This window comes from Mangrovibacter phragmitis (genome assembly GCF_040429585.1).
GTDB lineage: Bacteria > Pseudomonadota > Gammaproteobacteria > Enterobacterales > Enterobacteriaceae > Mangrovibacter > Mangrovibacter phragmitis.
In genome coordinates, this window is record NZ_CP134782.1 from 4,372,594 (window position 1) to 4,393,288 (window position 20,695).

21 protein-coding genes are annotated in these 20,695 nt (G+C 51.5%); 11 read left to right on the plus strand and 10 right to left on the minus strand.

Annotated elements, in window-relative coordinates; all coding sequences use genetic code 11:
* The first annotated feature begins 74 nt into the window (after positions 1-74).
* Positions 75-1,172 carry an ABC transporter substrate-binding protein gene (locus tag MPHASIOC01_RS21200; RefSeq protein ID WP_353613230.1) on the plus strand — a complete coding sequence of 366 codons (1,098 nt, stop codon included), beginning with the start codon at positions 75-77 and terminating at the stop codon, positions 1,170-1,172.
* On the opposite strand, the gene MPHASIOC01_RS21205 is transcribed toward MPHASIOC01_RS21200, so the two are convergent.
* A complete protein-coding gene (locus MPHASIOC01_RS21205; RefSeq protein ID WP_064599169.1) occupies positions 1,130-1,894 on the minus strand; it encodes a hypothetical protein in 765 nt (254 codons plus the stop codon). The two genes, MPHASIOC01_RS21200 and MPHASIOC01_RS21205, sit on opposite strands and share 43 nt — an antisense overlap.
* A 197-nt stretch (positions 1,895-2,091) precedes the next feature.
* On the opposite strand from MPHASIOC01_RS21205, the gene MPHASIOC01_RS21210 reads away from it, so the two are divergent.
* Complete coding sequence (locus MPHASIOC01_RS21210) at positions 2,092-2,622, plus strand: DedA family protein (protein ID WP_353613231.1); 531 nt, start codon at positions 2,092-2,094, stop codon at positions 2,620-2,622.
* 235 nt (positions 2,623-2,857) lie between these two features.
* Here MPHASIOC01_RS21210 and mmuM read toward each other — a convergent pair whose 3' ends face one another.
* From mmuM to MPHASIOC01_RS21225, 3 genes are all read right to left on the minus strand, one after another.
* Positions 2,858-3,802, minus strand: coding sequence for a homocysteine S-methyltransferase (gene mmuM, locus MPHASIOC01_RS21215; protein ID WP_353613232.1), 945 nt, complete (start codon positions 3,800-3,802; stop codon positions 2,858-2,860).
* Positions 3,789-5,225, minus strand: coding sequence for an S-methylmethionine permease (mmuP, locus tag MPHASIOC01_RS21220; protein ID WP_353613233.1), 1,437 nt, complete (start codon positions 5,223-5,225; stop codon positions 3,789-3,791). Before mmuP ends, mmuM begins: the two co-directional genes overlap by 14 nt.
* A gap of 193 nt (positions 5,226-5,418) precedes the next feature.
* On the minus strand, positions 5,419-6,096 hold the full coding sequence (locus tag MPHASIOC01_RS21225) for a type 1 glutamine amidotransferase domain-containing protein (protein WP_353613234.1): 678 nt from the start codon (positions 6,094-6,096) through the stop codon (positions 5,419-5,421).
* Positions 6,097-6,415: 319 nt separating this feature from the next.
* On the opposite strand from MPHASIOC01_RS21225, the gene MPHASIOC01_RS21230 reads away from it, so the two are divergent.
* From MPHASIOC01_RS21230 to MPHASIOC01_RS21240, 3 genes are all read left to right on the plus strand, one after another.
* Positions 6,416-7,306: a LysR family transcriptional regulator gene (locus MPHASIOC01_RS21230; RefSeq protein WP_064599159.1), complete on the plus strand. Its 891-nt coding sequence runs from the start codon at positions 6,416-6,418 to the stop codon at positions 7,304-7,306.
* Between the two features lie 148 nt (positions 7,307-7,454).
* A complete protein-coding gene (locus MPHASIOC01_RS21235; RefSeq protein WP_064599157.1) occupies positions 7,455-7,700 on the plus strand; it encodes a DUF2543 family protein in 246 nt (81 codons plus the stop codon).
* 189 nt (positions 7,701-7,889) lie between these two features.
* Positions 7,890-8,372 carry a cold-shock protein gene (locus MPHASIOC01_RS21240; RefSeq protein WP_064599154.1) on the plus strand — a complete coding sequence of 161 codons (483 nt, stop codon included), beginning with the start codon at positions 7,890-7,892 and terminating at the stop codon, positions 8,370-8,372.
* A gap of 84 nt (positions 8,373-8,456) precedes the next feature.
* Here MPHASIOC01_RS21240 and MPHASIOC01_RS21245 read toward each other — a convergent pair whose 3' ends face one another.
* The gene (locus MPHASIOC01_RS21245; RefSeq protein WP_064599151.1) at positions 8,457-9,629 is read right to left on the minus strand and encodes an ROK family transcriptional regulator; all 1,173 of its coding nucleotides are present in this window, start codon (positions 9,627-9,629) and stop codon (positions 8,457-8,459) included.
* A 308-nt stretch (positions 9,630-9,937) separates the two neighbouring features.
* Here MPHASIOC01_RS21245 and MPHASIOC01_RS21250 point away from each other — a divergent pair, with 308 nt between their 5' ends.
* Genes MPHASIOC01_RS21250 through MPHASIOC01_RS21270 form a run of 5 tightly spaced genes read left to right on the plus strand, consistent with a single transcriptional unit; the run spans position 9,938 to position 14,921 of the window.
* Positions 9,938-11,137: an extracellular solute-binding protein gene (locus MPHASIOC01_RS21250; RefSeq protein ID WP_231889210.1), complete on the plus strand. Its 1,200-nt coding sequence runs from the start codon at positions 9,938-9,940 to the stop codon at positions 11,135-11,137.
* A gap of 9 nt (positions 11,138-11,146) precedes the next feature.
* Positions 11,147-12,055 (plus strand): sugar ABC transporter permease, encoded by a 909-nt coding sequence (locus MPHASIOC01_RS21255; protein ID WP_353613235.1) that lies wholly within the window; start codon positions 11,147-11,149, stop codon positions 12,053-12,055.
* Positions 12,045-12,884: a carbohydrate ABC transporter permease gene (locus MPHASIOC01_RS21260; RefSeq protein ID WP_353613236.1), complete on the plus strand. Its 840-nt coding sequence runs from the start codon at positions 12,045-12,047 to the stop codon at positions 12,882-12,884. Before MPHASIOC01_RS21255 ends, MPHASIOC01_RS21260 begins: the two co-directional genes overlap by 11 nt.
* A 2-nt stretch (positions 12,885-12,886) precedes the next feature.
* Positions 12,887-13,849, plus strand: a complete 963-nt coding sequence (locus MPHASIOC01_RS21265; RefSeq protein ID WP_064599142.1) for a carbohydrate kinase family protein — start codon at positions 12,887-12,889, stop codon at positions 13,847-13,849.
* Positions 13,836-14,921, plus strand: a complete 1,086-nt coding sequence (locus MPHASIOC01_RS21270) for a sn-glycerol-3-phosphate ABC transporter ATP-binding protein UgpC (RefSeq protein ID WP_353613237.1) — start codon at positions 13,836-13,838, stop codon at positions 14,919-14,921. The genes MPHASIOC01_RS21265 and MPHASIOC01_RS21270 overlap by 14 nt, the downstream gene beginning before the upstream one ends.
* Positions 14,922-15,142: 221 nt before the next feature.
* Here the strand turns inward: MPHASIOC01_RS21270 and MPHASIOC01_RS21275 are convergent, their stop codons facing one another.
* Complete coding sequence (locus MPHASIOC01_RS21275; RefSeq protein WP_353613238.1) at positions 15,143-16,816, minus strand: methyl-accepting chemotaxis protein; 1,674 nt, start codon at positions 16,814-16,816, stop codon at positions 15,143-15,145.
* A gap of 551 nt (positions 16,817-17,367) precedes the next feature.
* Between MPHASIOC01_RS21275 and MPHASIOC01_RS21280 the strand changes: the two genes are divergently transcribed.
* Positions 17,368-17,529: a hypothetical protein gene (locus MPHASIOC01_RS21280; RefSeq protein WP_156519076.1), complete on the plus strand. Its 162-nt coding sequence runs from the start codon at positions 17,368-17,370 to the stop codon at positions 17,527-17,529.
* 183 nt (positions 17,530-17,712) lie between these two features.
* Here MPHASIOC01_RS21280 and MPHASIOC01_RS21285 read toward each other — a convergent pair whose 3' ends face one another.
* The 4 genes from MPHASIOC01_RS21285 to MPHASIOC01_RS21300 all read right to left on the minus strand — a co-directional run bounded on the left by MPHASIOC01_RS21285 (position 17,713) and on the right by MPHASIOC01_RS21300 (position 20,565).
* The gene (locus MPHASIOC01_RS21285; protein WP_353613239.1) at positions 17,713-18,885 is read right to left on the minus strand and encodes a multidrug effflux MFS transporter; all 1,173 of its coding nucleotides are present in this window, start codon (positions 18,883-18,885) and stop codon (positions 17,713-17,715) included.
* A 3-nt stretch (positions 18,886-18,888) separates the two neighbouring features.
* On the minus strand, positions 18,889-19,506 hold the full coding sequence (locus MPHASIOC01_RS21290; protein ID WP_353613240.1) for a TetR/AcrR family transcriptional regulator: 618 nt from the start codon (positions 19,504-19,506) through the stop codon (positions 18,889-18,891).
* A 182-nt stretch (positions 19,507-19,688) separates the two neighbouring features.
* The gene (locus tag MPHASIOC01_RS21295) at positions 19,689-20,078 is read right to left on the minus strand and encodes a carboxymuconolactone decarboxylase family protein (protein ID WP_064599133.1); all 390 of its coding nucleotides are present in this window, start codon (positions 20,076-20,078) and stop codon (positions 19,689-19,691) included.
* 106 nt (positions 20,079-20,184) lie between these two features.
* Complete coding sequence (locus MPHASIOC01_RS21300; protein ID WP_064599131.1) at positions 20,185-20,565, minus strand: MerR family transcriptional regulator; 381 nt, start codon at positions 20,563-20,565, stop codon at positions 20,185-20,187.
* Between the last annotated feature and the right edge of the window lie 130 nt (positions 20,566-20,695).

Sequence of the window (20,695 nt, forward strand, 5' to 3'; positions counted from 1 at the left end):
GGCTCAATATTGCAAAAATAACTGATTATAATTATCATTTACCCCCTTATTCTTCGTTTCAGGCTACCCGCCGTATGCGTACCCTGCTTGTTGCTTTATGCCTGCTATTCAGCACACTGGTTTGTGCCAAAACAGTCACTGATATTACTGGCCGCCAGGTCACTATTCCGGATAACCCGCAACGCATTGTGTTGGGTGAAAGCCGCATGTTGTATACCCTGGGCTTACTGGAGCCGGGTTACCCAGCAGATAAGATTGTCGGCTGGCCGGGTGATATGGCGAAGTACGACCCGCAAACCTGGTCAGTGTGGTTAAAAGCCTTCCCACAACTGGCCTCGGTAACCCAACTGGGCGACAGTTTTCTGGAGCAAAGTAACATCGAGCAGGTTATCCGCCTGAAACCAGACCTGGTTATCCTGCCGCAACTGGCAAAGGGCAGCCATTCAGAAAGCCAGTTCATTGAATTACTGGCGCAGGCCCACATACCGGTGATTAAAATCGATCTGCGAGTCGATCTTCTGCACAACACCGTACCCAGCATTCGCCTGCTGGGCGAGGTATTAAACCAGCCACAGCGGGCGCAGAGTTTTATTGATTTTTACCAACAACATATGGATCAGGTGAAAAAACGGCTGGCTGCAATTCACGGCCCTGAGCCCACGGTGTTTTTACATCTCCACCTCGGCAGACGAGACACCTGCTGCACGACTGTCGCCCATGGTAATTTGGGGCAATTACTGGATTTTGCTGGCGGGGACAATATTGCCAGGCCACTGCTTAAAGGGGTTTTTGGTAATCTGTCATCAGAACAATTGCTCGCCAGCCAGCCTGAGGTCTACATTGGCACGGGAATGAGCAACAGCGGGCGCACGTTGCAACTCGGCCCTCTGGTCAGCCAGCAACAGGCACAAAACAGCATTAAACGCGCGATTGCGGCCCAACAGCCCCTGAGCTACCTCAATGCGGTACGTCAGGGGAACGCATGGGGATTGTGGCATAATTTCTATCTCAGCCCTTACCATGTTGCGGCAGTCGAATTCTTTGCAAAAACATTCTACCCACAACAATTTGCCGACATTAACCCGGAACAAACACTGAAAACACTTTATCAGCGCTTCCTGCCAATCCCTTACAGCGGCACATTCTGGGTCAGGCTGCCAGTCGCCAAATAATGTCTGGCGGTCAAAGTATCTGACGGAAACCCGGATAACCCAATCACCCGCGCGGTGGGCTCTGCTATCGCGCATTGCCAGACTCCCCCAAGCAACCTGGCCTGGGGCCGCATTTGCACTGCTATTTGTTCCATTGCTTCTTCGTAGCTGGTAAGCAATCCACGGGCAAAAGGTGATAACAGCACCACCAGTAAACTATTTTGTTCAGCCAGCGGCAAACGTGCGGTAATATTTTTCGCCAGAGTTTCCGGTTGATAATTACGCACAGTGCAGTGCTGGAGTGTCCGGCCAGCTTTAAGAATTTGCGAAACATCTTCGCATTCCGTCATGACCAGGCCCGGTTGTAATAATGGCACCAGTAATGTCATCAACCTGGCCTGCAACCCGCGCATCAACGCCCCCTGCACCGGCCAGACAATGACGCCTTTGGGTAAATTAGCTGGTGCGCCCGCCCCCGCAGGTAACAACAACACCACCAGGCCAGTACACTGTGCCAAAGTTTCCAGTGGAAGCGCCACTCCCGGGAACACCAGTGTCAGAAAAGCCTGCTGCGAATTTTCTGGCGTCAGGCTGGATATACGCTGCCAGCAAGGCTGCCCACCAAATACAGGCAACTGGCTAATCAAGTGGGTATCGCTATCATTCACCATTACATTAATCAATAAAGGCCGCACAAGAGACTGCATGCCAATAAAAAGTTCAGCAAACGATTGTCTGTCCATTTAAGCATTCCTGTAATCGTTTTTTCCGAATAATACCTGTTGATTTAACTTAAAGCGATGATATATCTCTTTTCCAGCACAGGTACTTGTCGATAAATACCACGGAAGAAATCAGCTCAGGCCTTCCTTGTTTAGCCATGGTTTTTGTTACAGCCAGTATGCTGTTAAGCTGAAATAATCACAGGGAGAGAACAGGTATGTCCATTCAGGAAATAACCCGTTGGGTGAGCGAACTGATTAACCAGCACCACTATTGGGCGGCTCCCATTGTCTTCTTGCTGGCGTTTGGCGAATCACTGGCGTTCCTTTCCCTGCTACTCCCTGCCACGGTTATTTTGCTGGCACTGGGCGCCTTGATGGCAGACAGCGTGGTGCCATTCTGGTGGCTGTGGGCGGCAGCCAGCGCAGGAGCATGGCTGGGTGACAGCGTCTCATACTGGCTGGGGTATCACTTCAAAGACAACGTCACCAACTGGTGGCCACTTTCACGTAAGCCCTGGTTACTGGCACGCGGCCACGCTTTCTTCGAACGCTGGGGCACACTGAGCATTTTCTTAGGCCGCTTTTTCGGCCCATTACGCGCTATTGTACCGCTGGTGGGCGGCATTTGTGCCATGCCACGCCTGCCATTCCAGTTGGCAAACCTGGCATCAGCCTGCCTGTGGGCATTTGCCATGCTGGCCCCGGGGGCGTTTGCCATGCCCTGGTTAATGGCCTGGCTCAATTAACGGGGTTTGTGGTGCACCACTTTACCTGTTCTGGCCCATCCACCCGGATGGGCCTCAGCTTGATGAAAAAGAAGGGAAAAGCGTGGTTTTCCCTTCTTTTTAGTTAGCGGGCGAAAATCAATGAATTGATTTTCCGTTTTTTTTATTGGCTGACACCCTCTCGTTCTGTGCGGGCATGAGGTTTGCCATCAGGCTCTGGCCCATCCACCCGGATGGGCCTTTTTATCTGCCAACATTAATGGCGGTGAGCCCCGGCCGCAATGCTTGCGATATCCGCCGGTGTGGTACGGCAACAGCCGCCAATTAACCGGGCACCGCTTGCCAGCCAGTCTGGTAAATAGTGAGCCAGTTGGTGGCAGGCTTCACCACTGTGGTGCCAGGTTTTGGTCACGGCGTCGTATTGTTCGCCTGAATTGGGGTACACCACCAGTGGCAACGCAGTCAGTTGGTGAAGCATGGTTAACGCAGCCGTGGTTTTCTCCAGCGCAATGCAGTTCACGCCCAGCGCAATCACCTGCGGGTAATCTTTCAGAAAACTCACCACTGTGGCTAACGGCGTGCCATCGCTCAGGTGCTCACTGTCACGCAGCGTAAATGAGAACCAGGCTGGCAGCGCAGGAAACTCCTGTGCCAGTAAACCAACTAACGCCTGGGTTTCAGCAAAAGAAGGCTGTGTTTCACAAGCCAGCAGATCCACACCACCCTCAACCAAAGCCGCAATACGCGGGCGGTGAAAATCCTGAAACTCCACAGCTGTTCGCTGGTAATCACCACGGTACTCAGAGCCGTCTGCCAGAAAAGCGCCATAGGGGCCAACAGAACCGGCCACCAGTAACGCCGGGGAACCTGAATGTTCTGCCAGGTAATCCTCACGCGCCTGGCAGGCAAGGCGTGCACTTTGGGTAATTAATTCCAGTGATTGCTCATGGCTGATGCCGCGTGCAGCAAACCCGGCAGGCGTGGCCTGGTAACTGGCCGTGATGGCAACCTGTGCCCCGGCACGGAAATAATCCAAGTGAACCTGGTAAATCAGTTGTGGGTTTTCCAGCAGTACTTTCGCTGACCAGAGGCTGTCTGCCAGATTGCATCCCCGGTTTTCCAGTTCCGTTGCCATTGCGCCGTCCAGCACTAAAAAAGGGCTGTGTTGTAACGCGTGTTGTACGGGATCAATCAGTGACATGTTCCACCTCCGGTTGGTTACGTTTTGCCAGATACTGAGTGAGGTAATAAACGCCGTAGCACAGAGCAACAAACGGCAGCCCGCACCATAATGCAATGCGCTGCTCCGGGTCAAACGCCAGGCCAACACAAGCTAACAGGCACAGAACAAACCCTAACACTGGTGTCACCGGGAACCAGGGAGCGCGGTAATGTAATTCACTTAATGCCCGCCCGGCGGCAATATGCTGGCGGCGGAACACATAATGCGCAGCACAAATACTCAACCACACCGCCACCACGGCAAACCCGGAAATCGCCGAAAGCGCCACGTACACGGTGTCGGGGGCAACCACGCTGGAAAACAGCGCCAGCACACCGCCCAGCATGCTGACAGATAATGCAGTGAGTGGCACACCACGGCGGGTAAGGCGGGAGAAACAGGCCGGTAGCGTGCGTTCACGGGACAACGACCACAGCATGCGCCCGGAAGCATACAACCCGGAGTTAGCGGCAGAGAGAATCGCCGTGAGGATGACGAAGTTAAAGATATCCGCAGCACCAGGGATCCCCACTTTCTCAAACACCAGCACAAACGGGCTTTTCACCACACCCGCCTGATCCGCGGGAATTAATGCCGCCAGCACAAAAACAGTGCCAATAAAAAAGATTATCAACCGGGCAATTGTGGTGCGAATGGCAACCGGGATCACTTTTTGTGGGTTTTCCGTTTCACCGGCAGCAATGCCGATTAACTCTGTTCCGGAAAATGCGAAGTTCACCGCAACCATCGTCATCAAAATGGGCAGTCCACCATGAGGAAACCAGCCATTATTGGTAATATTGTGTAGTAACGGAGCCGGAGAACCATCTTTCATTGGCAGAAAACCGAAGATGGCTGCGGCACCCAGCACAATAAACGCCACAATAGTGATAACTTTAATAATTGAGAACCAGAACTCCCCTTCGGCAAAAAAACGGGTAGACACCACATTCAGGCCGAAGATCAGCACACAAAAAACCAGGCACCACACCCAGACTGGCACCTGCGGAAACCAGTACTGCATACAAAAACCGGCCGCGGTAAAACTCGACCCTAATGCAACAGTCCAGGTAAGCCAGTACAGCCAGGCGACAGTATACCCCGTTGCCGGGCCAAGGTAGCGGGCTGAATACACATGGAATGCCCCCGTTTCCGGCATGGCGACAGAAAGCTCACCCAGGCATTGCATCACCAGCCAGACAACCAGTGCGCCTATCAAATACGCCAGTAACGTGCCCAGTGCGCCAGTGGTAGAAATAATATAGCCCGTGTTAAAAAACAGCCCGGTACCAATCACGCCCCCTAAAGAGAGCATAATCAGGTGGCGGGTTTTCATGGTGCGCTTAAGCCGCCCTTCTTCCTGCCCCTGGGCTGCGTGCGATGTGGTGGTGGAGTCCTGCATATTACCTTCTGAACGTATAGACGTCTAAACTTCCGAATGATGTCTGTTATACCGTTATGGCGGGTAAAATGCAAAAAACAATTTACAAAACAATACAGAAGCAGGGGATCTACTCAATCGCTCCGCAAGTATACCCGAGTGCACTGGCATGCATACCAGTGCACTCAACGGGTGACCCAGGCCTTCGCGCGCGTTACTGCACTTTTTTCAGTAAAGCGGCAGCCACAGCTTCTGAACTTGCAGGGTTCTGCCCGGTTATCAGGTTGCCATCTTCCACAACATAGGGCGTCCAGTCCGGGCCTTTAGAATAATGAGCACCCGCTGCAATAAACTCATCTTCAATCAGGAAAGGAACCACATGAGTTAATTCAACAGCGTCTTCTTCACTATTAGTAAAACCGGTGACATTACGCCCTTTAATCAGCAACTCACCCTGGTTATTTTTCACATGGCGCAATACGCCTGGCGCGTGGCACACAAACGCAATGGGCTTCCCGGCACGGTTGAACGACTCAATCAGTTCAATGGATGTGCTGGATTCAGCCAGATCCCATAATGGCCCGTGGCCGCCTGGGTAAAATACGGTGTCAAAATCCGCTTGCGATACAGTCTCCAGTTTGACTGTATTCGCCAGCGCATCCTGGGCAACTTTATCTGTTTTGAAACGTTCCGTTAGCGTGGTCTGGAAGTCAGGCAAATCACTTTTTGGATCCAGCGGCGGCTGTCCTCCTGCTGGTGAAGCCAGTACCACTTCAGCGCCTGCATCCTTAAAGACATAATAAGGGGCCGCAAACTCTTCCAGCCAAAACCCGGTTTTCTTACCCGTGTTGCCTAATGCGGAATGTGAAGTCAGAACCATTAAAATTTTCATGTTTACTCCTGAATATGGGCAGTACAGATGGTTTAATTTTTTAGAAATGCTTCGGCGGCAATTACCTTGTCCTGGTAAGGTGCACCAAGGCGAAGATTAGCGTGCCCGGCACTCTCCTGAACAACGACCAGTCTGGCATGGCTGAAACGCCTTCATGTTGCGAAGAATGGCCGACAAATCATCGAACTGTTGTTGAGGCGTCATGTTAGTTACCTGTTCCGTTGTCTTGATGATTAATGGCAGTCAGCTTAAAGATTCTGGCATTCAGGTGGTAACAACGCTATTTTCACAGGGGCATAAATAAATTTATGGGTGAAGCGTGTCTTTAATACGATTGCGTACATTTATGGAAGTTTACCGCCAGCACTCCATTTCTGCAGCGGCCCGCGCTCTGAACCTGACACAACCTGCCGTGTCGCAACATATCAGTGGGCTGGAAGTCGCAATAGGCAGGCCACTGTTTGAACGGCAATCTCAGGGGGTTGTCCCGACAGCAACCGCTGACGACTTAGCGGCAGATATCGGCGATAAACTCGATGCGGCAGAATCGGCACTGGCCTCTGCCAGAGCGCGCTCGATGGATGTCTCCGGCACATTACAAATTATTGGCCACTCCGACTTTATGGCTGAAAAGCTGGCAGACGTTCTTCTGCCATTACTCCAGAGTGGAATCCGGATACATCTGCACACCGGAGATGGCCCTGAGGTTACCCAGATGGTGCTGGAAGGGCACTGTGACCTGGGGATCACCGCACACCCGGTTACCGATACACGCTTAAAAAGCGAAGTCATTTTCACAGACAACATTATTGCTGTCGCTTCACCAGAGATTGCCGCCCGTCTGAATCAAAGCAACAACTTCGCTCACGACTTACTCAAGGAGCCGCTTCTGGCTTACAACCTTGAGCTGTCGCTGATTAAAGAGTGGCTGGATAAAAATAAGATCCCCAGTTCAGCCCTGCTCCCTGCTGTAGTGGGAAAAGATTTACGCGGGCAACGCAGCCTGCTGTGTAAAGGTTTCGGCTGGACAGCGATGCCTGGTTTTTTATGCCGCACCGAGATTACACAAGGGAAACTCAGCCAGTTACTGGCACCAGTCAGTAACACAGAAATTCGCTATAGCCTGATCTGGCTACCCAGTGCATTACGCAAACCACGCCTGGCTCACGCCCGGCAAACGCTGCTACAAATATTAAACGGCCACGAGTGAAATCGCTCGGCGTGGCGGGCTGGTAGACAGTACCACCAGCAAATGCAGGCTTACGCAATTTGTGCCAGAAAGCCTGGCAAGAATGGTATTATCACGCCAATGCACTAAACCAGCCCACAGGCACAAACTTAACCTCCGGGGACAACCAATGAACCAGGCCATTCCGCTCAAGTTTTATGACATCGTCGATGAGTATTCGACAGAAACTGAACAGGCTGTCAGCGAGGCTGAACGTGACGCGCTGGCACACTACTTCCAGTTGCTGATTACCCGTTTAATGAATAACGAAGAAATTAGCGAGCAGGCGCAGGCAGACATGGCAACCGAAGCCGGTATTAATGCACAACGTATTGATGAAATTGCTAATTTCCTCAACCAGTGGGGTAATGAATAACGCCCGCAAGCGCATTAAAGGCAGAGTATTCCTTCTCATCCGGTGCATCAACACGCCTGAATATTTCCCTGTCAGGCTCGCCTTTACATAAGATAGCGGTCAGACTTAAACCAAAGACGTAGTCTGCCCGCGCATTGTGCTTTACACTGCGCGCTGCGAAATGAGTGAACAACGAGTAAGTAAGCGGTAATGACCATGAAAGGAACAATCACAACCTGGTTCCAGGACAAAGGCTTTGGTTTTATCAAAGATGAAAACGGCGATAATCGCTATTTCCATGTCATCAAGGTATCCAACCCTGAGCTGATTAAGAAAGATGCGGCGGTCACTTTTGAACCTGGCACCAATAACAAAGGGTTATCAGCCTTTGCGGTGAAAGTGCAACCGGAAAGTAAATACTTGTATATCGCCGGTGAGCGCGTAAAACTCACGTCGATTAAGTCTTACCTGGTTTACAGTGAAGAAGAGCCTGTCGACACCCGAATTGATAAAGAAAACGCAGTGTTGTCTGTTGGTATACTGATGAACAGCATCAGGCCGAAGTCGGCACAAAAAAGCGGCGAGATGCGCTCAGTAAAAAAACTGGCGATCACCACTTTTCAGGGAACTACGCTCATCTTCACTGAAGATGAAATTGACATTGATGCAACAGTGAAAATGCTCAAAGTCTGACGTATTCAGAGCCGGGGCAGAAACACCTGCCCATGGCTCACACACCACCGTGAATACGCCCCATTTTCCCAATGCGCTGGGCACCTACTTCATCAGCACCTGAAATTGTGGGTTAAACTCGTCAAAAATAGGCAGAGCCGCCGCCCCAAGTGCTGCGGTGTCCATGCCCGACATGCCCATTTTCACCCGCATGCCATCCAGGTAACGCCCACGTACCGACTGGTAAAACGGTGGCAGGCGTGCCAGCACTTTCTCCAGCAAAGGCGCTGGCATCATACCGCCCACAACCACGGTCTGCGCATCAAAAATACACTCCAGTATATTGATCGCCTGGCGCAGAGGTGGCAGCGCCGTCTCCACCCAGCGGTCAAACAGTGAGTCATCTACAGCCAGCAAGTCATCGGGCAGCGCCTGGTAGGGGTCAAGGCCACAAAACTCATACGCCGCCTGCAAAGAGACATAGCGCTCAAGGCAGCCATGGTTCCCGCAATAACAGGCCTTACCACCCGGCTGAACCACGATGTGCCCCACTTCCCCCGCATTATGTGCATGGCCGGAATAAATATGGCCATCGGTAAAAATACCGGCTCCCAGGCCAGTGCCAATATACAGGTAAATAAACGAACTCAGTTGCCGGGCCACACCATGAAAACGCTCACCAATTGCCGCAACCGTGGCGTCATTTTCCAGTGTAACGGGCAGACCAATAAGCGCAGAGAGCGTAGCGGCAACATCGACATGCTGCCAGCCATTAAGCGTTGTCGGCCCGGCAGAGGAAATGCCTTCCACACCAAACGGCCCGGGCATTACCACCCCGACACCCAGCACTTTTTGCCAGTCCAGCCCCGGCAAGGCTTTAATCTCATTAATCACCGCCATAATGCGCACAAATGTGGCATCGGGTTGAGGCTTTTGCACCATAATGAGTCGCCGGAAATGAATTTCACCGGATAAATCCACCAGCACAATAATTAAAGTCTGGTGATCCAGATGAATCCCTACCGACCAGGCGCTGGCCGGATTCAGGCTTACCGGAACCGCCGGTTGACCACGCCCGGTCACTTTGCGTGGCGCATGGCTGAGTAAAATTTCTGCCTGCTGTAGTTCCGCCACAATATTTGAAACGGTTTGCGGCGTCAGCGCGGTAAGCCGCGCCAGCTCTGCCCGCGTCAGTTCACCATGCAGCCGAATAGTTTCAATAACCACTCGCCGGTTATGTGCGCGCGCGTGTTCGAGGTTGGTTCCTGAGGTCTTCATCTGTTCCTTTCCTGGCGGCCCTGCGGGCAGTATCTTCTGCCCCCTGGCGGATAGCAACGGTTAAGCAAACTTTATGCCCTGCTCAGCGACTGGCATAAAGCTTGCTTCGACTATACTCAGTGAAGGCGTCAGCCTGACCTTTTTGTCATCCTGATTAAATCAATCAAATTGATTTAATAAATCATAAACGGTTTTACGCCCTGTCACCCGGTTGCTCACAGCAAAAAAAAGCCACCAGGGAAACAGGGCTGGGGGAGAACACCATGAGTCACCACAGCATACACCGCTTCCGCCTCACCCTGCTGGCTATGCTTGCTGTTTGTACCAGCGCCACAGCCGCCACACAAATCAACGCGTTATTTATGACCCAGGCGGCCTACAGCGAAAACGATATTCGTGCCATGACCAGTGATTTCCAAAAACAGCACCCGGATATTCACGTCAACCTGGAGTTTGTACCTTATGAGGCGCTGCATGACAAAATCGTCGCGGCCCGGGGCGCAGGCACCAATGGCTACGATGTTGTGCTGTTTGATGCTATCTGGCCGGCAGAATTTACCCGCTTTAACCTGCTGAAGGATGTCAGTGCACGTATTCCCGATACTGAACGTGAAAAGATTTTTCCGGGAGCCATGAACACCGTGGTTTATAAAGGGAAAACGTTGGGTATGCCGTGGATTCTGGATACCAAATATCTCTACTACAACAAAGCCATGCTCAGTAAGGCCGGGATAACCCAGCCGCCAGCCACCTGGCAGCAGGTAATGGACGATGCCAAAATCATTAAAGACAAAGGTATTGTGAAATATCCGCTGGTCTGGAGCTGGTCACAATCTGAAGCCCTGGTGTGTGATTACACCACGCTGGTATCGGGTTTTGGCGGCAGCTTCTATCACAACGGCAAACTGGATTTCAGTTCTCCGGCTTCGCTCGCTGCGCTGAAACTGATGAAAAGCTCGCTGGATGAAGGCCTGACTAACCCGGCTTCACGCGAATACCTTGAAGAAGATGTGCGTAAAGCCTTCTCTAATGGTGATGCCGCATTCGCCCTGAACTGGACCTACATGTACAACATGGCAAATGACCCGAAACAGAGCAAAGTGGCAGGTGATGTCGCAATTATGCCTGCCCCGGGTGATGCGCCTGGCAAAGCCGGTGCGGTAAATGGCTCGATGGGGTTAGGTATCACGCAGGGCAGCCAGCATCCGGAACAGGCATGGCAGTTTATCAGCTACATCACGTCACAACCGGTACAGGATAAATACGCCAAACTGAGCCTGCCCATCTGGAAAGCGTCTTATACCGACCCGACGGTCGCTCAGGGACAGGAAAGCCTGATTAAAGCCGCGGATACTTCGTTGAATGTCATGCTTTCCCGCCCGGAAACAGCAGACTATTCACGCCTGTCTAATACCCTGCAGCAACAACTCCAGGCGGTATTACAAGGCAAAGCCACACCACAAGACGCCATGAAAGCCGTAGATAAAAGCGCGGCACGACTGCGTTAAGGAAGCGTGATGCTGAATTTGCAACAACGCGAACACCGTCAGGCATGGGTGCTGTTAGCACCCATGGTTATCATGATGCTGTTGCTAACAGCCTGGCCGTTGCTGCGCACTCTGTGGTTAAGTTTTACCGATGCAGCGCTTATCAGCACCGGAACCGGCCCAAACTATGTTGGGCTGGATAACTACTTATACGCCCTGACTGACCCGGATTTCCGGGATGCATTTGGTCGCACACTCTACTTCACCATTGTTTCTGTGACTATCGAGGGTGTACTGGGCGTATTAGTGGCGCTGCTGCTTAACCAAAAATTCCTCGGGCGCAACATTCTGAGAGTGTTGGTGATCCTGCCCTGGGCGCTCCCCACCATTGTTAACGCCATGATGTGGCGGCTGAACTTTAACCCGGATTACGGCAGCATCAATGCCCTGCTCACTCAACTGGGTATTCTGGACAGCTACCGCTCCTGGCTGGGTTCAACCGACGCCGCACTGAATAGCGTGATGTTTGCCGATATCTGGAAAAACTATCCACTGGTGACCTTACTGGTGCTTGCAGCATTGCAATCCATACCGGAAGACTTGTATGAAGCGGCAAGGCTTGATGGTGCCAGTGCGTGGCGGCGTTTTCGCGCCATCACCTTTCCGGCCATTGTTGCCCCACTGGGCGTGGCTTTGGTTCTGCGCACCATTGATGCCTTCAAAGTTTTCGACATCATCTACGTTATGACGCGTGGCGGGCCTATGGACAGCACCAAAACCCTGAGCTTTTTCGTTTACCAGGAATCGTTCAGCTATATGCGGGCAGGCAGTGGTGCGGCTTATGCCATTCTGATGGCACTGATGTGCGGCGTGCTGATTGCTGTTTACCTGCTGATGCTATTACGCCAACGCCGCCGGAGTACCGCCCATGAAGCGTAAAATTCGCACCTTTCTGCGTTACCTGGCAGCCCTGGTCGTGGCATTGTCTATTCTGGGCCCGATGGCGTGGCTATTTTTAATGAGTGTCAGCTCTACCGCCGACCTCACCCGCATTCCCCTTGAATGGTTGCCACGCCAGTGGGATTTCAGCCGCTATGCAAGCCTGGTTTCACTGGCACCAGGTAAGCCAGGCGCACTTTTTCTGCACGCACTGTTAAACAGCATTCTGGTTGCCTGTGGGGCTACGCTGGTGTCGCTGGTGCTTGCAGTCCCGGCTGCGTTCAGTTTTTCCCGCTATCCAGGCCGTGAAGGGTGGTTGTATGCCGGCCTGGGCATTTACATGGTGCCGCCCGTGGCCTTTGTACTGCCGCTCTATTTTATTCTTGAACAACTCGGGCTGCTTAATACCCGCACTGGTCTGGTTCTGGTTTATTGCTCGCTTATCCTGCCTTTTCTCACCTGGATGCTCAAAAACCAGTTCGATACCCTGCCCCGCGATATTGAACAGGCCGCACGGCTTGATGGTTTGCGGTTTTGGCAGGTTCTGTTGCGCATCACGCTGCCACTGGCAAAACCGATGCTGGGAGCGTCTGCACTGTTTGGCTGGCTCCTGGCCTGGGATGAATTTTTCTACTCATTACTGTTTACCAGCAACCTTGCCGCACAAACGCTGCCCGTTACGATTGCCGGTTTTACTGCCGGGCGCGCAACCGATGACGGCCTGATAGCCGCAGTCGGCATTCTGGCATCCGTTCCGCCACTGTTTATTGCTATCTGGTTGCAAAAAACGCTGGTGGGTGGGCTTGCCAGCGGTGGAAGTAAAGGATAACTATGCACAATTTAACCACGCCTGTGTTGTATGTCGCGGGCAATATCAATGTCGATATTATTATGGGTACTCTGACACAGTGGCCCTCACCTGGCACAGAAGCCATGATGGAGCACAGTGCGCTGCGCCCTGGTGGCTCAGCCGGGAACTGCGCACTGGCTCTCTCGGCAATGGAAATTCCCCACCGGGCTATTTCCTGCCAGGGCAATGATGCTTTCACGCCGTGGCTCGCCGGATACTTCCCGGAAAGTGCTGCCGGTTGGCCGGGCTATGCCTGCGAAACCTCTTTCACTGTGGGCGTAACACACCCGGACAAAGAGCGGTCATTTCTCAGCAATTACGGCCATATCACTCGTCTCAGTGCCGACGACATTCTGCAACAACTGCCGGAACAAGCCATCCCGGGGGATATTGTCCTGCTGTGTGGCACTTTTTTATGCAGCACGCTGTTCAGCCAGTACACCACTTTGTTGCCTCAACTGCGCAAGCAGGGTTACCGCATCGCGGTGGATACCGGCTGGCCGCCCTCTGGCTGGACACCAGCATTGCGCGCTGATGTATATACCTGGTTACCCAACTGCGACTGGTTACTGCTCAACGAGGTGGAAACCCTGGGACTCTCAGGGATGGAAAACCTGGAAGACGCCGGAGCGGAACTTGCCCGGCAACTCAGTTCCAGGGGGGGATGTGTGGCGAAATGCGGCCCGAACGGGGCCCGGTTATGGACCACACAATATCATCAGCACGCTCCGGGCCAGCCGGTCAGGGTTGTTGACACCATTGGCGCCGGCGACAGTTTTAATGCCGGTTTTCTGGCCGCACTTTGCCAGGCGCAATCCCCCGAAGACGCGTTGTACTGGGGAAACGCCGTTGCCGCTCATGCCATCAGTAGCTCACCACGCAGTTACCCTGACTGGCAGGCGCTACAACACCATATAGAGGAGATGTCACATGGCCGGGGTTGAACTGGTAAAAGTTGCCAAGCGTTATGGGAAACAAACTGTTCTGCACCCACTGGATTTGACCATCCCGGATGGCAGCTTCACCGTACTGGTAGGCCCTTCCGGATGTGGTAAATCCACCCTGCTACGGTTACTGGCTGGTCTGGAAAGTGCCTCTGGCGGATCTATCTTAATGAATCAAAAACAGATAAACGATCTTGATCCGGCAGACCGGGATATCGCTATGGTATTCCAAAGCTACGCGCTCTATCCCCACCTGACCGTCGCTGAAAACCTCGCTTTTCACATGCAGGTCAAAAAAGTGGATAAAACCACGCAAAAGAGCAAAATCACCCAAATAGCCACCATGCTGGGGATTGATAAATTGCTCAGCCGCTACCCACGAGCTTTGTCCGGCGGGCAGCGCCAGCGTGTGGCAATGGGCCGGGCTATGGTGCGCAACCCTCAGGTGTTTTTGTTCGACGAGCCACTGTCCAACCTGGATGCTCAGCTACGTATGGAGCTACGCGCTGAAATAAAATCCCTGCATCAGCGTTTTAAAGCCACCATGATTTATGTCACCCATGACCAGGTTGAAGCCATGACACTGGCCGACCAAATTGTAGTGATGCGTGATGGCGTGATTGTTCAGCAAGGCAGCCCGTTAACTATCTACGACCAGCCACGCAATACTTTTGTGGCCCGCTTTATTGGTTCGCCGCCGATGAACCTGCTGGAAGGCACTATTCAGCTTCGCCAGAGCGAGCCGGGCGTACAGTGCGGCGAACTCTGGATACCGTTGCCACCTCACTGGCACGAAGCCGCGCGCTTACAGGGCGACAAACCGGTCATTGCCGGGTTACGCCCACAGGACATCGTTATCGCGCCACAAGGCACCAGCGCTCAGGTGAATATTATGGAGGTCACCGGGGAATCCACATTGCTGCATCTGGACTGGCAGGGGTTTGCCGTCCACGTTCAGGTTACGGGGCGGCCTGCTACCGGGCCTGGGCAAACGCTGGCGTTAGTGGCGAAAAGTGACAGGTTGCACCTGTTTGACAAAGCCAGCGGGGAACGGCTGGTTCAAGGAGAATAATGTGAGTAGTAACGGGGGCCTGAAGCCCCCGTTCAGATTGATGAAAAAGAAGGAAAAAGCGTGGTTTTTCCTTCTTTTTAGTTAGCAGGCGAAAATCAATGACTTGATTTTCCTGTTTTTTTATTGGGTGACATCCTCTCGTTCTGTGCGAACATGAGGTTTGTCAACCGACTCAACGGGGGCCTGAAGCCCCCGTTTAATATAGTCATGTAGCAATAAACTCAGAACGATTCCCAGTCACTCTCTTTGGAGCTACCGCCCGCCAGCGCCAGTTGACTTTTTCTCGCCGGAGCCAGTCCTTTACGCGCTGCTGATTGCCCCTGATTACCACTCGTATCACCCGGCAAGCGGAACACCGAAACAATTTCAGTCAACCGGTGAGCCTGCTCTTCCAGTGACGCCGACGTGCCGGAAGACTCTTCCACCAACGATGCGTTCTGTTGTGTTACGGTATCCATCTGAGAAATCGCACTTCCCACCTGGGAAATACCTTTGCTTTGCTCCACAGATGCCGATGCAATCTCCGCCATAATGCTGGTCACACTGGAAACAGATTTCAGGATGTTATCCATCGTGGTGTTTGCCAGGGAGACCTGCTCATAACCGGTGTTAACATTGCTGACTGATTCATCAATCAGAGTTTTGATCTCTTTTGCCGCACCCGCACTGCGCTGGGCCAGGTTACGCACTTCACTGGCTACCACCGCAAATCCACGCCCTTGTTCGCCAGCACGAGCCGCCTCAACCGCGGCGTTAAGCGCCAGAATGTTGGTCTGGAATGCAATGCTGTCGATAACATTGATGATGTCGGCGATTTTTTGTGAGCTGCTGGTGATATTTTTCATGCTACTGATAACACCCTGTACCACTTCACCACCTTCATTCGCCGCTTTGGATGCAGTTTGTGCCAGCGTACTGGCCTGGGCTGCGTTATCAGCGTTCTGTTTTACCACAGCACTCAACTGTTCCATGCTGGCCGCTGTTTCAGTCAGCGCTGCTGCCTGCTCTTCTGTACGCGATGACAAATCGACGTTACCTGCGGCAATTTCACTGGAGCCGTGGTAAATCTCGCTGGCACTACCACGAATTTGCGAAACGGTTTTCACCCAATTTTGCTGCATGGTCTCCAGAAAGGGAATTAACTGCCCCACTTCGTTATTGCCCAGTGGCTGCGTGGATTTATCCAGATGACCTTGTGATAACACCTGCAAATGTTGTTTTACCCACTCCAGCGGGCGGCCAAGGAACACAGATAAGTAACGCTCACTCAGCACCAGGATCACCAGACCAATAATCATCGTAATAATAATTACGGTACGCGACACAGAAACCCAATTATGAATACGACCATTGGCTGCTGTTTTAAGATCATGAATCTCCTGGTTATAAGCGAGAATGGCGTCGGTGAAATTGGTCCGCAGCGGATTATATTTATCATTTGTCAGTTGAGTAAAGGCGTCCAGGTTATTTGCCTTCACCGTTTCGAACATTGGCTTAATTGCCTGAGTAAACAGTGTCAGAGAGCTGTTGTAAATATTATCAATAGCAGCACTACTGATGTTGGCATGGTCTGTCACTTTGAACTGATCAAGCCCCCCTTGCAGGAAATCAATATCCTTACCAATTCCATCCACTAACTGCTGATAACTGGCTGTATCCCCATTTTTTTGTGCGACCATCGCACGGTCCATAGCCAGCTTAACCTGGTAGTAACGCGAACTGGCACCATTAATAATGTCGCCATTCACCTGCTGGACATTGGTGAGCTCGACTTCTTCTTTCAGGCTGCCCAGTGCATGCAGAGAGAAAAAAGAGACACCACTCCACAACAGAGTGAACAGGATAAGGATAGATAACATTATAACCTTTATTTTAAGGTTGCGAATAAAGTGCATATAACCCCCGGAGTATTTAAGTGATAACAAGCCAGGTGTTGAGATGAGAAACAGGAATACAGCATAATGCTGTTGCAGTATTTCCGTATCTGGAGCGCAACACCTGTAATTAATATCGGCACAATTACATTTTTAGTTAATATTTTTATCATTTATCTCATAAAAAAATTCACAGAAAAACAAATGTAACATTTTGTTTTTACTGCATTTTGAAAAATAAAGATGGAAAAACAAAAAAAACCGCAAAAAATTTCACTAACAAAATCAATTCAAAAAATAATTATTTTTTTAAAACTAAAACAATCCAACAAAAGTATGATTTATTCATTAATTAAGCAGAGATAACTGAGAATAAAACACATTTTATTCCTACTAATCTATCCTTGCGTTACCACAGAGAACAACCTGAATTAAAAAAACCATACTTTGCTCACAATTTCCCTTATATACCTCAGTTAATAACGAGCCAGGGAACAGCCCTCCCTTATGTAACAAAGAACCCGATGAAGTCCCGTTAACGGGAAGCCATTGAAGCTCAGTCTGAGGATGATATGAACAAATTTGTCGCACTTTCTGCTTTACTGGCCTTTGCCGTTGCTCCCATTGTTCAGGCTGCGCTACAGCACGGGCAAAACAACCAGCAGAAGCAGAACAAAAAAGACCCTGGCCAGAACAGTAACGGTGATAACAAACGGCCAGTACAACCACGCTAAGTTGGCACTTATCCGTTGCTGAACGCACAGAAGGAAACCCTCAGGGTTTCCTTCTTGTTTAATGCATGACATTGTTTTTCGTGCGCCGGGACGGTAAAACCCGCCACTATTGCAACTGACGGCAGACCCCATTTACCCGCTAAAAACACCCGACACGTTGCGCTGCATGGAAGATTCGTCCGGTTATGCTTTGCGGGCTATCAGTACATAACTTAACAGCGCCAGCAGATAGCTCCCACCCAGAACCACGCCCATAGAAATAAAAGAGGTGCCGCCAATGCCAGTTAAAGGTGCGCTCACGCCCCCCATTATGAACATTAAGGTGCCTAAAAAAGCGGATGCAGTACCTGAATGTTGCCCTTGTGCCTGCATCGCCATGGCTCCGGCCAGGGTGCAGACTGCGCTGTTAATGGATACGGCTACGAACAACACAGGAACAATAACCGACAGCGGTGCCCCCACCACACCGCACAGCAAGAGTATTACTGAGGCAATGACCGACAGAACCAGAGCACCAACCAGAACAGGCTTTTCTCCCCAACGCCCCGAGAGTTTCACCGTGCCAAGGGAAAATACGATAAGCCCGACACCATTCAAAGCAAACAGGTAACTATACTGCTGTGGCGTCAGTTGCCAGTGAGACTGAAAAACATAAGATGAAGCACCAATGTACGCAAATAACCCGGCCAGCATAAACCCCTGCACCAGGCACAACCCCATGAATCGCCGTTCACGCATCACTGCAATAAATGATGCTGCCATATTACCTTGCTGTTTTTGCCGCCGTTGAGGCGGGTAACTCTCGGCTAATTGGGTGAACACAACAACCAGCATCGCAATCCCCACCAGGGCCAGAGTAATAAACAGCCCCTGCCAGCCGGTCAGCGCCAGTTGCAGCCCACCTAATACCGGTGCGGCAATCGGAGCCACACCGTTAATCGCCATCAGTAAAGCAAAAAACTGCGTCAACTCTGGACCGGCGTAACAGTCACGCGCAATGGCCCGGGACAATACTGCTCCCCCCGCCCCGGCCAGCCCCTGGATAAAACGTGCCACTATTAAATCAGGCATGCGGGTTGCCATCGCACAGCCAATTGATGCCAGAATAAAAATAACCAGAGAAGCCAACAGAGGTACTTTGCGCCCCATTCGGTCACTTAACGGGCCGAAAACCAGTTGCCCCAACCCCAAACCAACCAGAGACGCGGTGAGAGTCAGTTGCGTCACCGAAGTGGCTACCTGTAAATGCGCAGTAATATCCGGCAACGCAGGTAGATAAAAATCGGTGCACAGTGGCCCCAACGCAGCCAGCATGCCAAGTATCAGAGCATACTGCGTACGTTGTTGTATTGACATGATTTATTCCTTTTTACTGGTGTCGTTGCGCTGAGTGTCTGGAAACAGAGTGTGCAATATGGCGAGGTAATTACTTTGCAAGCATTGCGCATCAATTGGCCGGTGCGGGCGAACATGGCGGCGAACCAGAGTGCCTTCAGTGAGCACCGCCATTACTTCACTTAGCGCATTGATTTGCGTTGTATCCAGATGCGGATAGCGCGCTTTCAGCATGGCGCATCCTTGTTCAAATAAACGCAAGTCCGCCTCAACCACCAGTTGAGCAATGCGTGGGTTACGGGTTGCTTCAGCACTGATTTCCAGCAACAGTGCATCATCGTGGCTGTCAAATGCGGCAATACCAGCCAGGCCACGGGTAAACTCATCGGCCTTGCGCACTAAATCATGATTGACGGCCAGCATATGCTCCACCCGGGCACCAATAATCACCTTGATAATCGCTTCCACAATGGCGTCTTTATTCTGAAAACAGCGGTAGATTTGGCCCGGCCCGAGTTGCGCTTCCCGGGCGATATCCGCCATAGAAGTACCATGCAGCCCTTTATCCCGAAAGCATGTTCGGGCAGCCTGAATAATTGCGTCTCGCCTGGCATCCTGGCGGCTTATACGGTCCGTAGTCATAAATATTCCGTGATAGCAGGAATTGCGGGAATCACACCCCACAAATGAGAACATTCATTCTCATCCAGGCAGAGAAAAGATTCAACAAACCGTGGTAAGCAATTTGTGCCAATGGGGAGGAAACAAGGAGGAATGTGGGGAAATAGCAGGGAATGTGCCAGAAGACTGGCACATTGTTACTGTTATGCATGAGCTTCACGCTCAGCCTGAGCAAACACACCACGCGCGACAGCGACCGCTTTCAGCGCTGCCGGAAACCCTGCGTACAGCGCCATTTGCAACATCACTTCTGTAATCTCTTCGCGGCTGCAACCAACATTCAGTGCTCCCTGAATATGCACAGCCAGTTGAGGCTCGCAATGGCCCATCGCGGTCAACGCCGCAACCGTTGCGATTTCCCGTGATTTAAGATTGAGTTGCGGGCGGGAATAAATATCACCAAAACCAAACTCCACAATATAGCGGCCGAGATCAGGACAGATATCCGCCAGCCCGTTAACCACTTTTTCGCCTGCTTCACCATCAATTTCAGCAAGCTTTGTTAACCCTTTTTCATAGCGTGACTGTTGCATGTGTTACCTCCGGTTAATCAGTACAGGTAACAGGCTAAAAGTTAGAGTTAACTCTAAGTCAAGAAAATATTACCGCAACAAAAAGGCCACTTATTCACGAAGATAATCACACCTGAGCATTCTGATGCGCCACCTGTTCCCGCAATGCCTCATCATAGAAAGCAATTTTATTGTCCAGCGCCTGCAGATGCGCCTGAGCCTGAGCGATGTGCGCCTGCAATACCGCCTGGTGTTCCGCCAGCATTTGCCGCCGTTGGGAAAGAGTGACAGCCCCCTTTTCCCGTAACGCCGCATAGGCACAGATTTGCGCCAGAGGCATGCCGGTTTCTTTCAGCCGGGTAATGAATTTGACCCATTCAATATCTTTTTCATTAAACTGCCGGTGGCCACTGGTATCGCGTGCAATACGAAGCAAACCCAGAGTCTCGTAATAACGCAATGTATACGGGCTTAACTGAGTACGTTCGGCAAAACGGGCAATTTTCATCAGTTCTCCAGAACTATAGTCGTGTGGTGGCGTTATTTTCAGTGAAGAGGAATAAGGCTTTTTTTATTTACCTTACCTCACTCAGAGTTTTCGGGGAAAAGGTGTATCTCTCCCGGCCAGCGTTCTCCAT

What these genes read in the sequence shown, in the direction of transcription:
- MPHASIOC01_RS21200 (WP_353613230.1), top strand. Translation starts at nt 75, where the DNA reads ATGCGTACCCTGCTTGTTGCTTTATGCCTGCTATTCAGCACACTGGTT.
- MPHASIOC01_RS21205 (WP_064599169.1), bottom strand. Translation starts at nt 1,894, where the DNA reads ATGGACAGACAATCGTTTGCTGAACTTTTTATTGGCATGCAGTCTCTT.
- MPHASIOC01_RS21210 (WP_353613231.1), top strand. Translation starts at nt 2,092, where the DNA reads ATGTCCATTCAGGAAATAACCCGTTGGGTGAGCGAACTGATTAACCAG.
- mmuM (WP_353613232.1), bottom strand. Translation starts at nt 3,802, where the DNA reads ATGTCACTGATTGATCCCGTACAACACGCGTTACAACACAGCCCTTTT.
- mmuP (WP_353613233.1), bottom strand. Translation starts at nt 5,225, where the DNA reads ATGCAGGACTCCACCACCACATCGCACGCAGCCCAGGGGCAGGAAGAA.
- MPHASIOC01_RS21225 (WP_353613234.1), bottom strand. Translation starts at nt 6,096, where the DNA reads ATGAAAATTTTAATGGTTCTGACTTCACATTCCGCATTAGGCAACACG.
- MPHASIOC01_RS21235 (WP_064599157.1), top strand. Translation starts at nt 7,455, where the DNA reads ATGAACCAGGCCATTCCGCTCAAGTTTTATGACATCGTCGATGAGTAT.
- MPHASIOC01_RS21240 (WP_064599154.1), top strand. Translation starts at nt 7,890, where the DNA reads ATGACCATGAAAGGAACAATCACAACCTGGTTCCAGGACAAAGGCTTT.
- MPHASIOC01_RS21245 (WP_064599151.1), bottom strand. Translation starts at nt 9,629, where the DNA reads ATGAAGACCTCAGGAACCAACCTCGAACACGCGCGCGCACATAACCGG.
- MPHASIOC01_RS21250 (WP_231889210.1), top strand. Translation starts at nt 9,938, where the DNA reads ATGCTTGCTGTTTGTACCAGCGCCACAGCCGCCACACAAATCAACGCG.
- MPHASIOC01_RS21255 (WP_353613235.1), top strand. Translation starts at nt 11,147, where the DNA reads ATGCTGAATTTGCAACAACGCGAACACCGTCAGGCATGGGTGCTGTTA.
- MPHASIOC01_RS21260 (WP_353613236.1), top strand. Translation starts at nt 12,045, where the DNA reads ATGAAGCGTAAAATTCGCACCTTTCTGCGTTACCTGGCAGCCCTGGTC.
- MPHASIOC01_RS21265 (WP_064599142.1), top strand. Translation starts at nt 12,887, where the DNA reads ATGCACAATTTAACCACGCCTGTGTTGTATGTCGCGGGCAATATCAAT.
- MPHASIOC01_RS21270 (WP_353613237.1), top strand. Translation starts at nt 13,836, where the DNA reads ATGGCCGGGGTTGAACTGGTAAAAGTTGCCAAGCGTTATGGGAAACAA.
- MPHASIOC01_RS21275 (WP_353613238.1), bottom strand. Translation starts at nt 16,816, where the DNA reads ATGCACTTTATTCGCAACCTTAAAATAAAGGTTATAATGTTATCTATC.
- MPHASIOC01_RS21280 (WP_156519076.1), top strand. Translation starts at nt 17,368, where the DNA reads ATGAACAAATTTGTCGCACTTTCTGCTTTACTGGCCTTTGCCGTTGCT.
- MPHASIOC01_RS21285 (WP_353613239.1), bottom strand. Translation starts at nt 18,885, where the DNA reads ATGTCAATACAACAACGTACGCAGTATGCTCTGATACTTGGCATGCTG.
- MPHASIOC01_RS21290 (WP_353613240.1), bottom strand. Translation starts at nt 19,506, where the DNA reads ATGACTACGGACCGTATAAGCCGCCAGGATGCCAGGCGAGACGCAATT.
- MPHASIOC01_RS21295 (WP_064599133.1), bottom strand. Translation starts at nt 20,078, where the DNA reads ATGCAACAGTCACGCTATGAAAAAGGGTTAACAAAGCTTGCTGAAATT.
- MPHASIOC01_RS21300 (WP_064599131.1), bottom strand. Translation starts at nt 20,565, where the DNA reads ATGAAAATTGCCCGTTTTGCCGAACGTACTCAGTTAAGCCCGTATACA.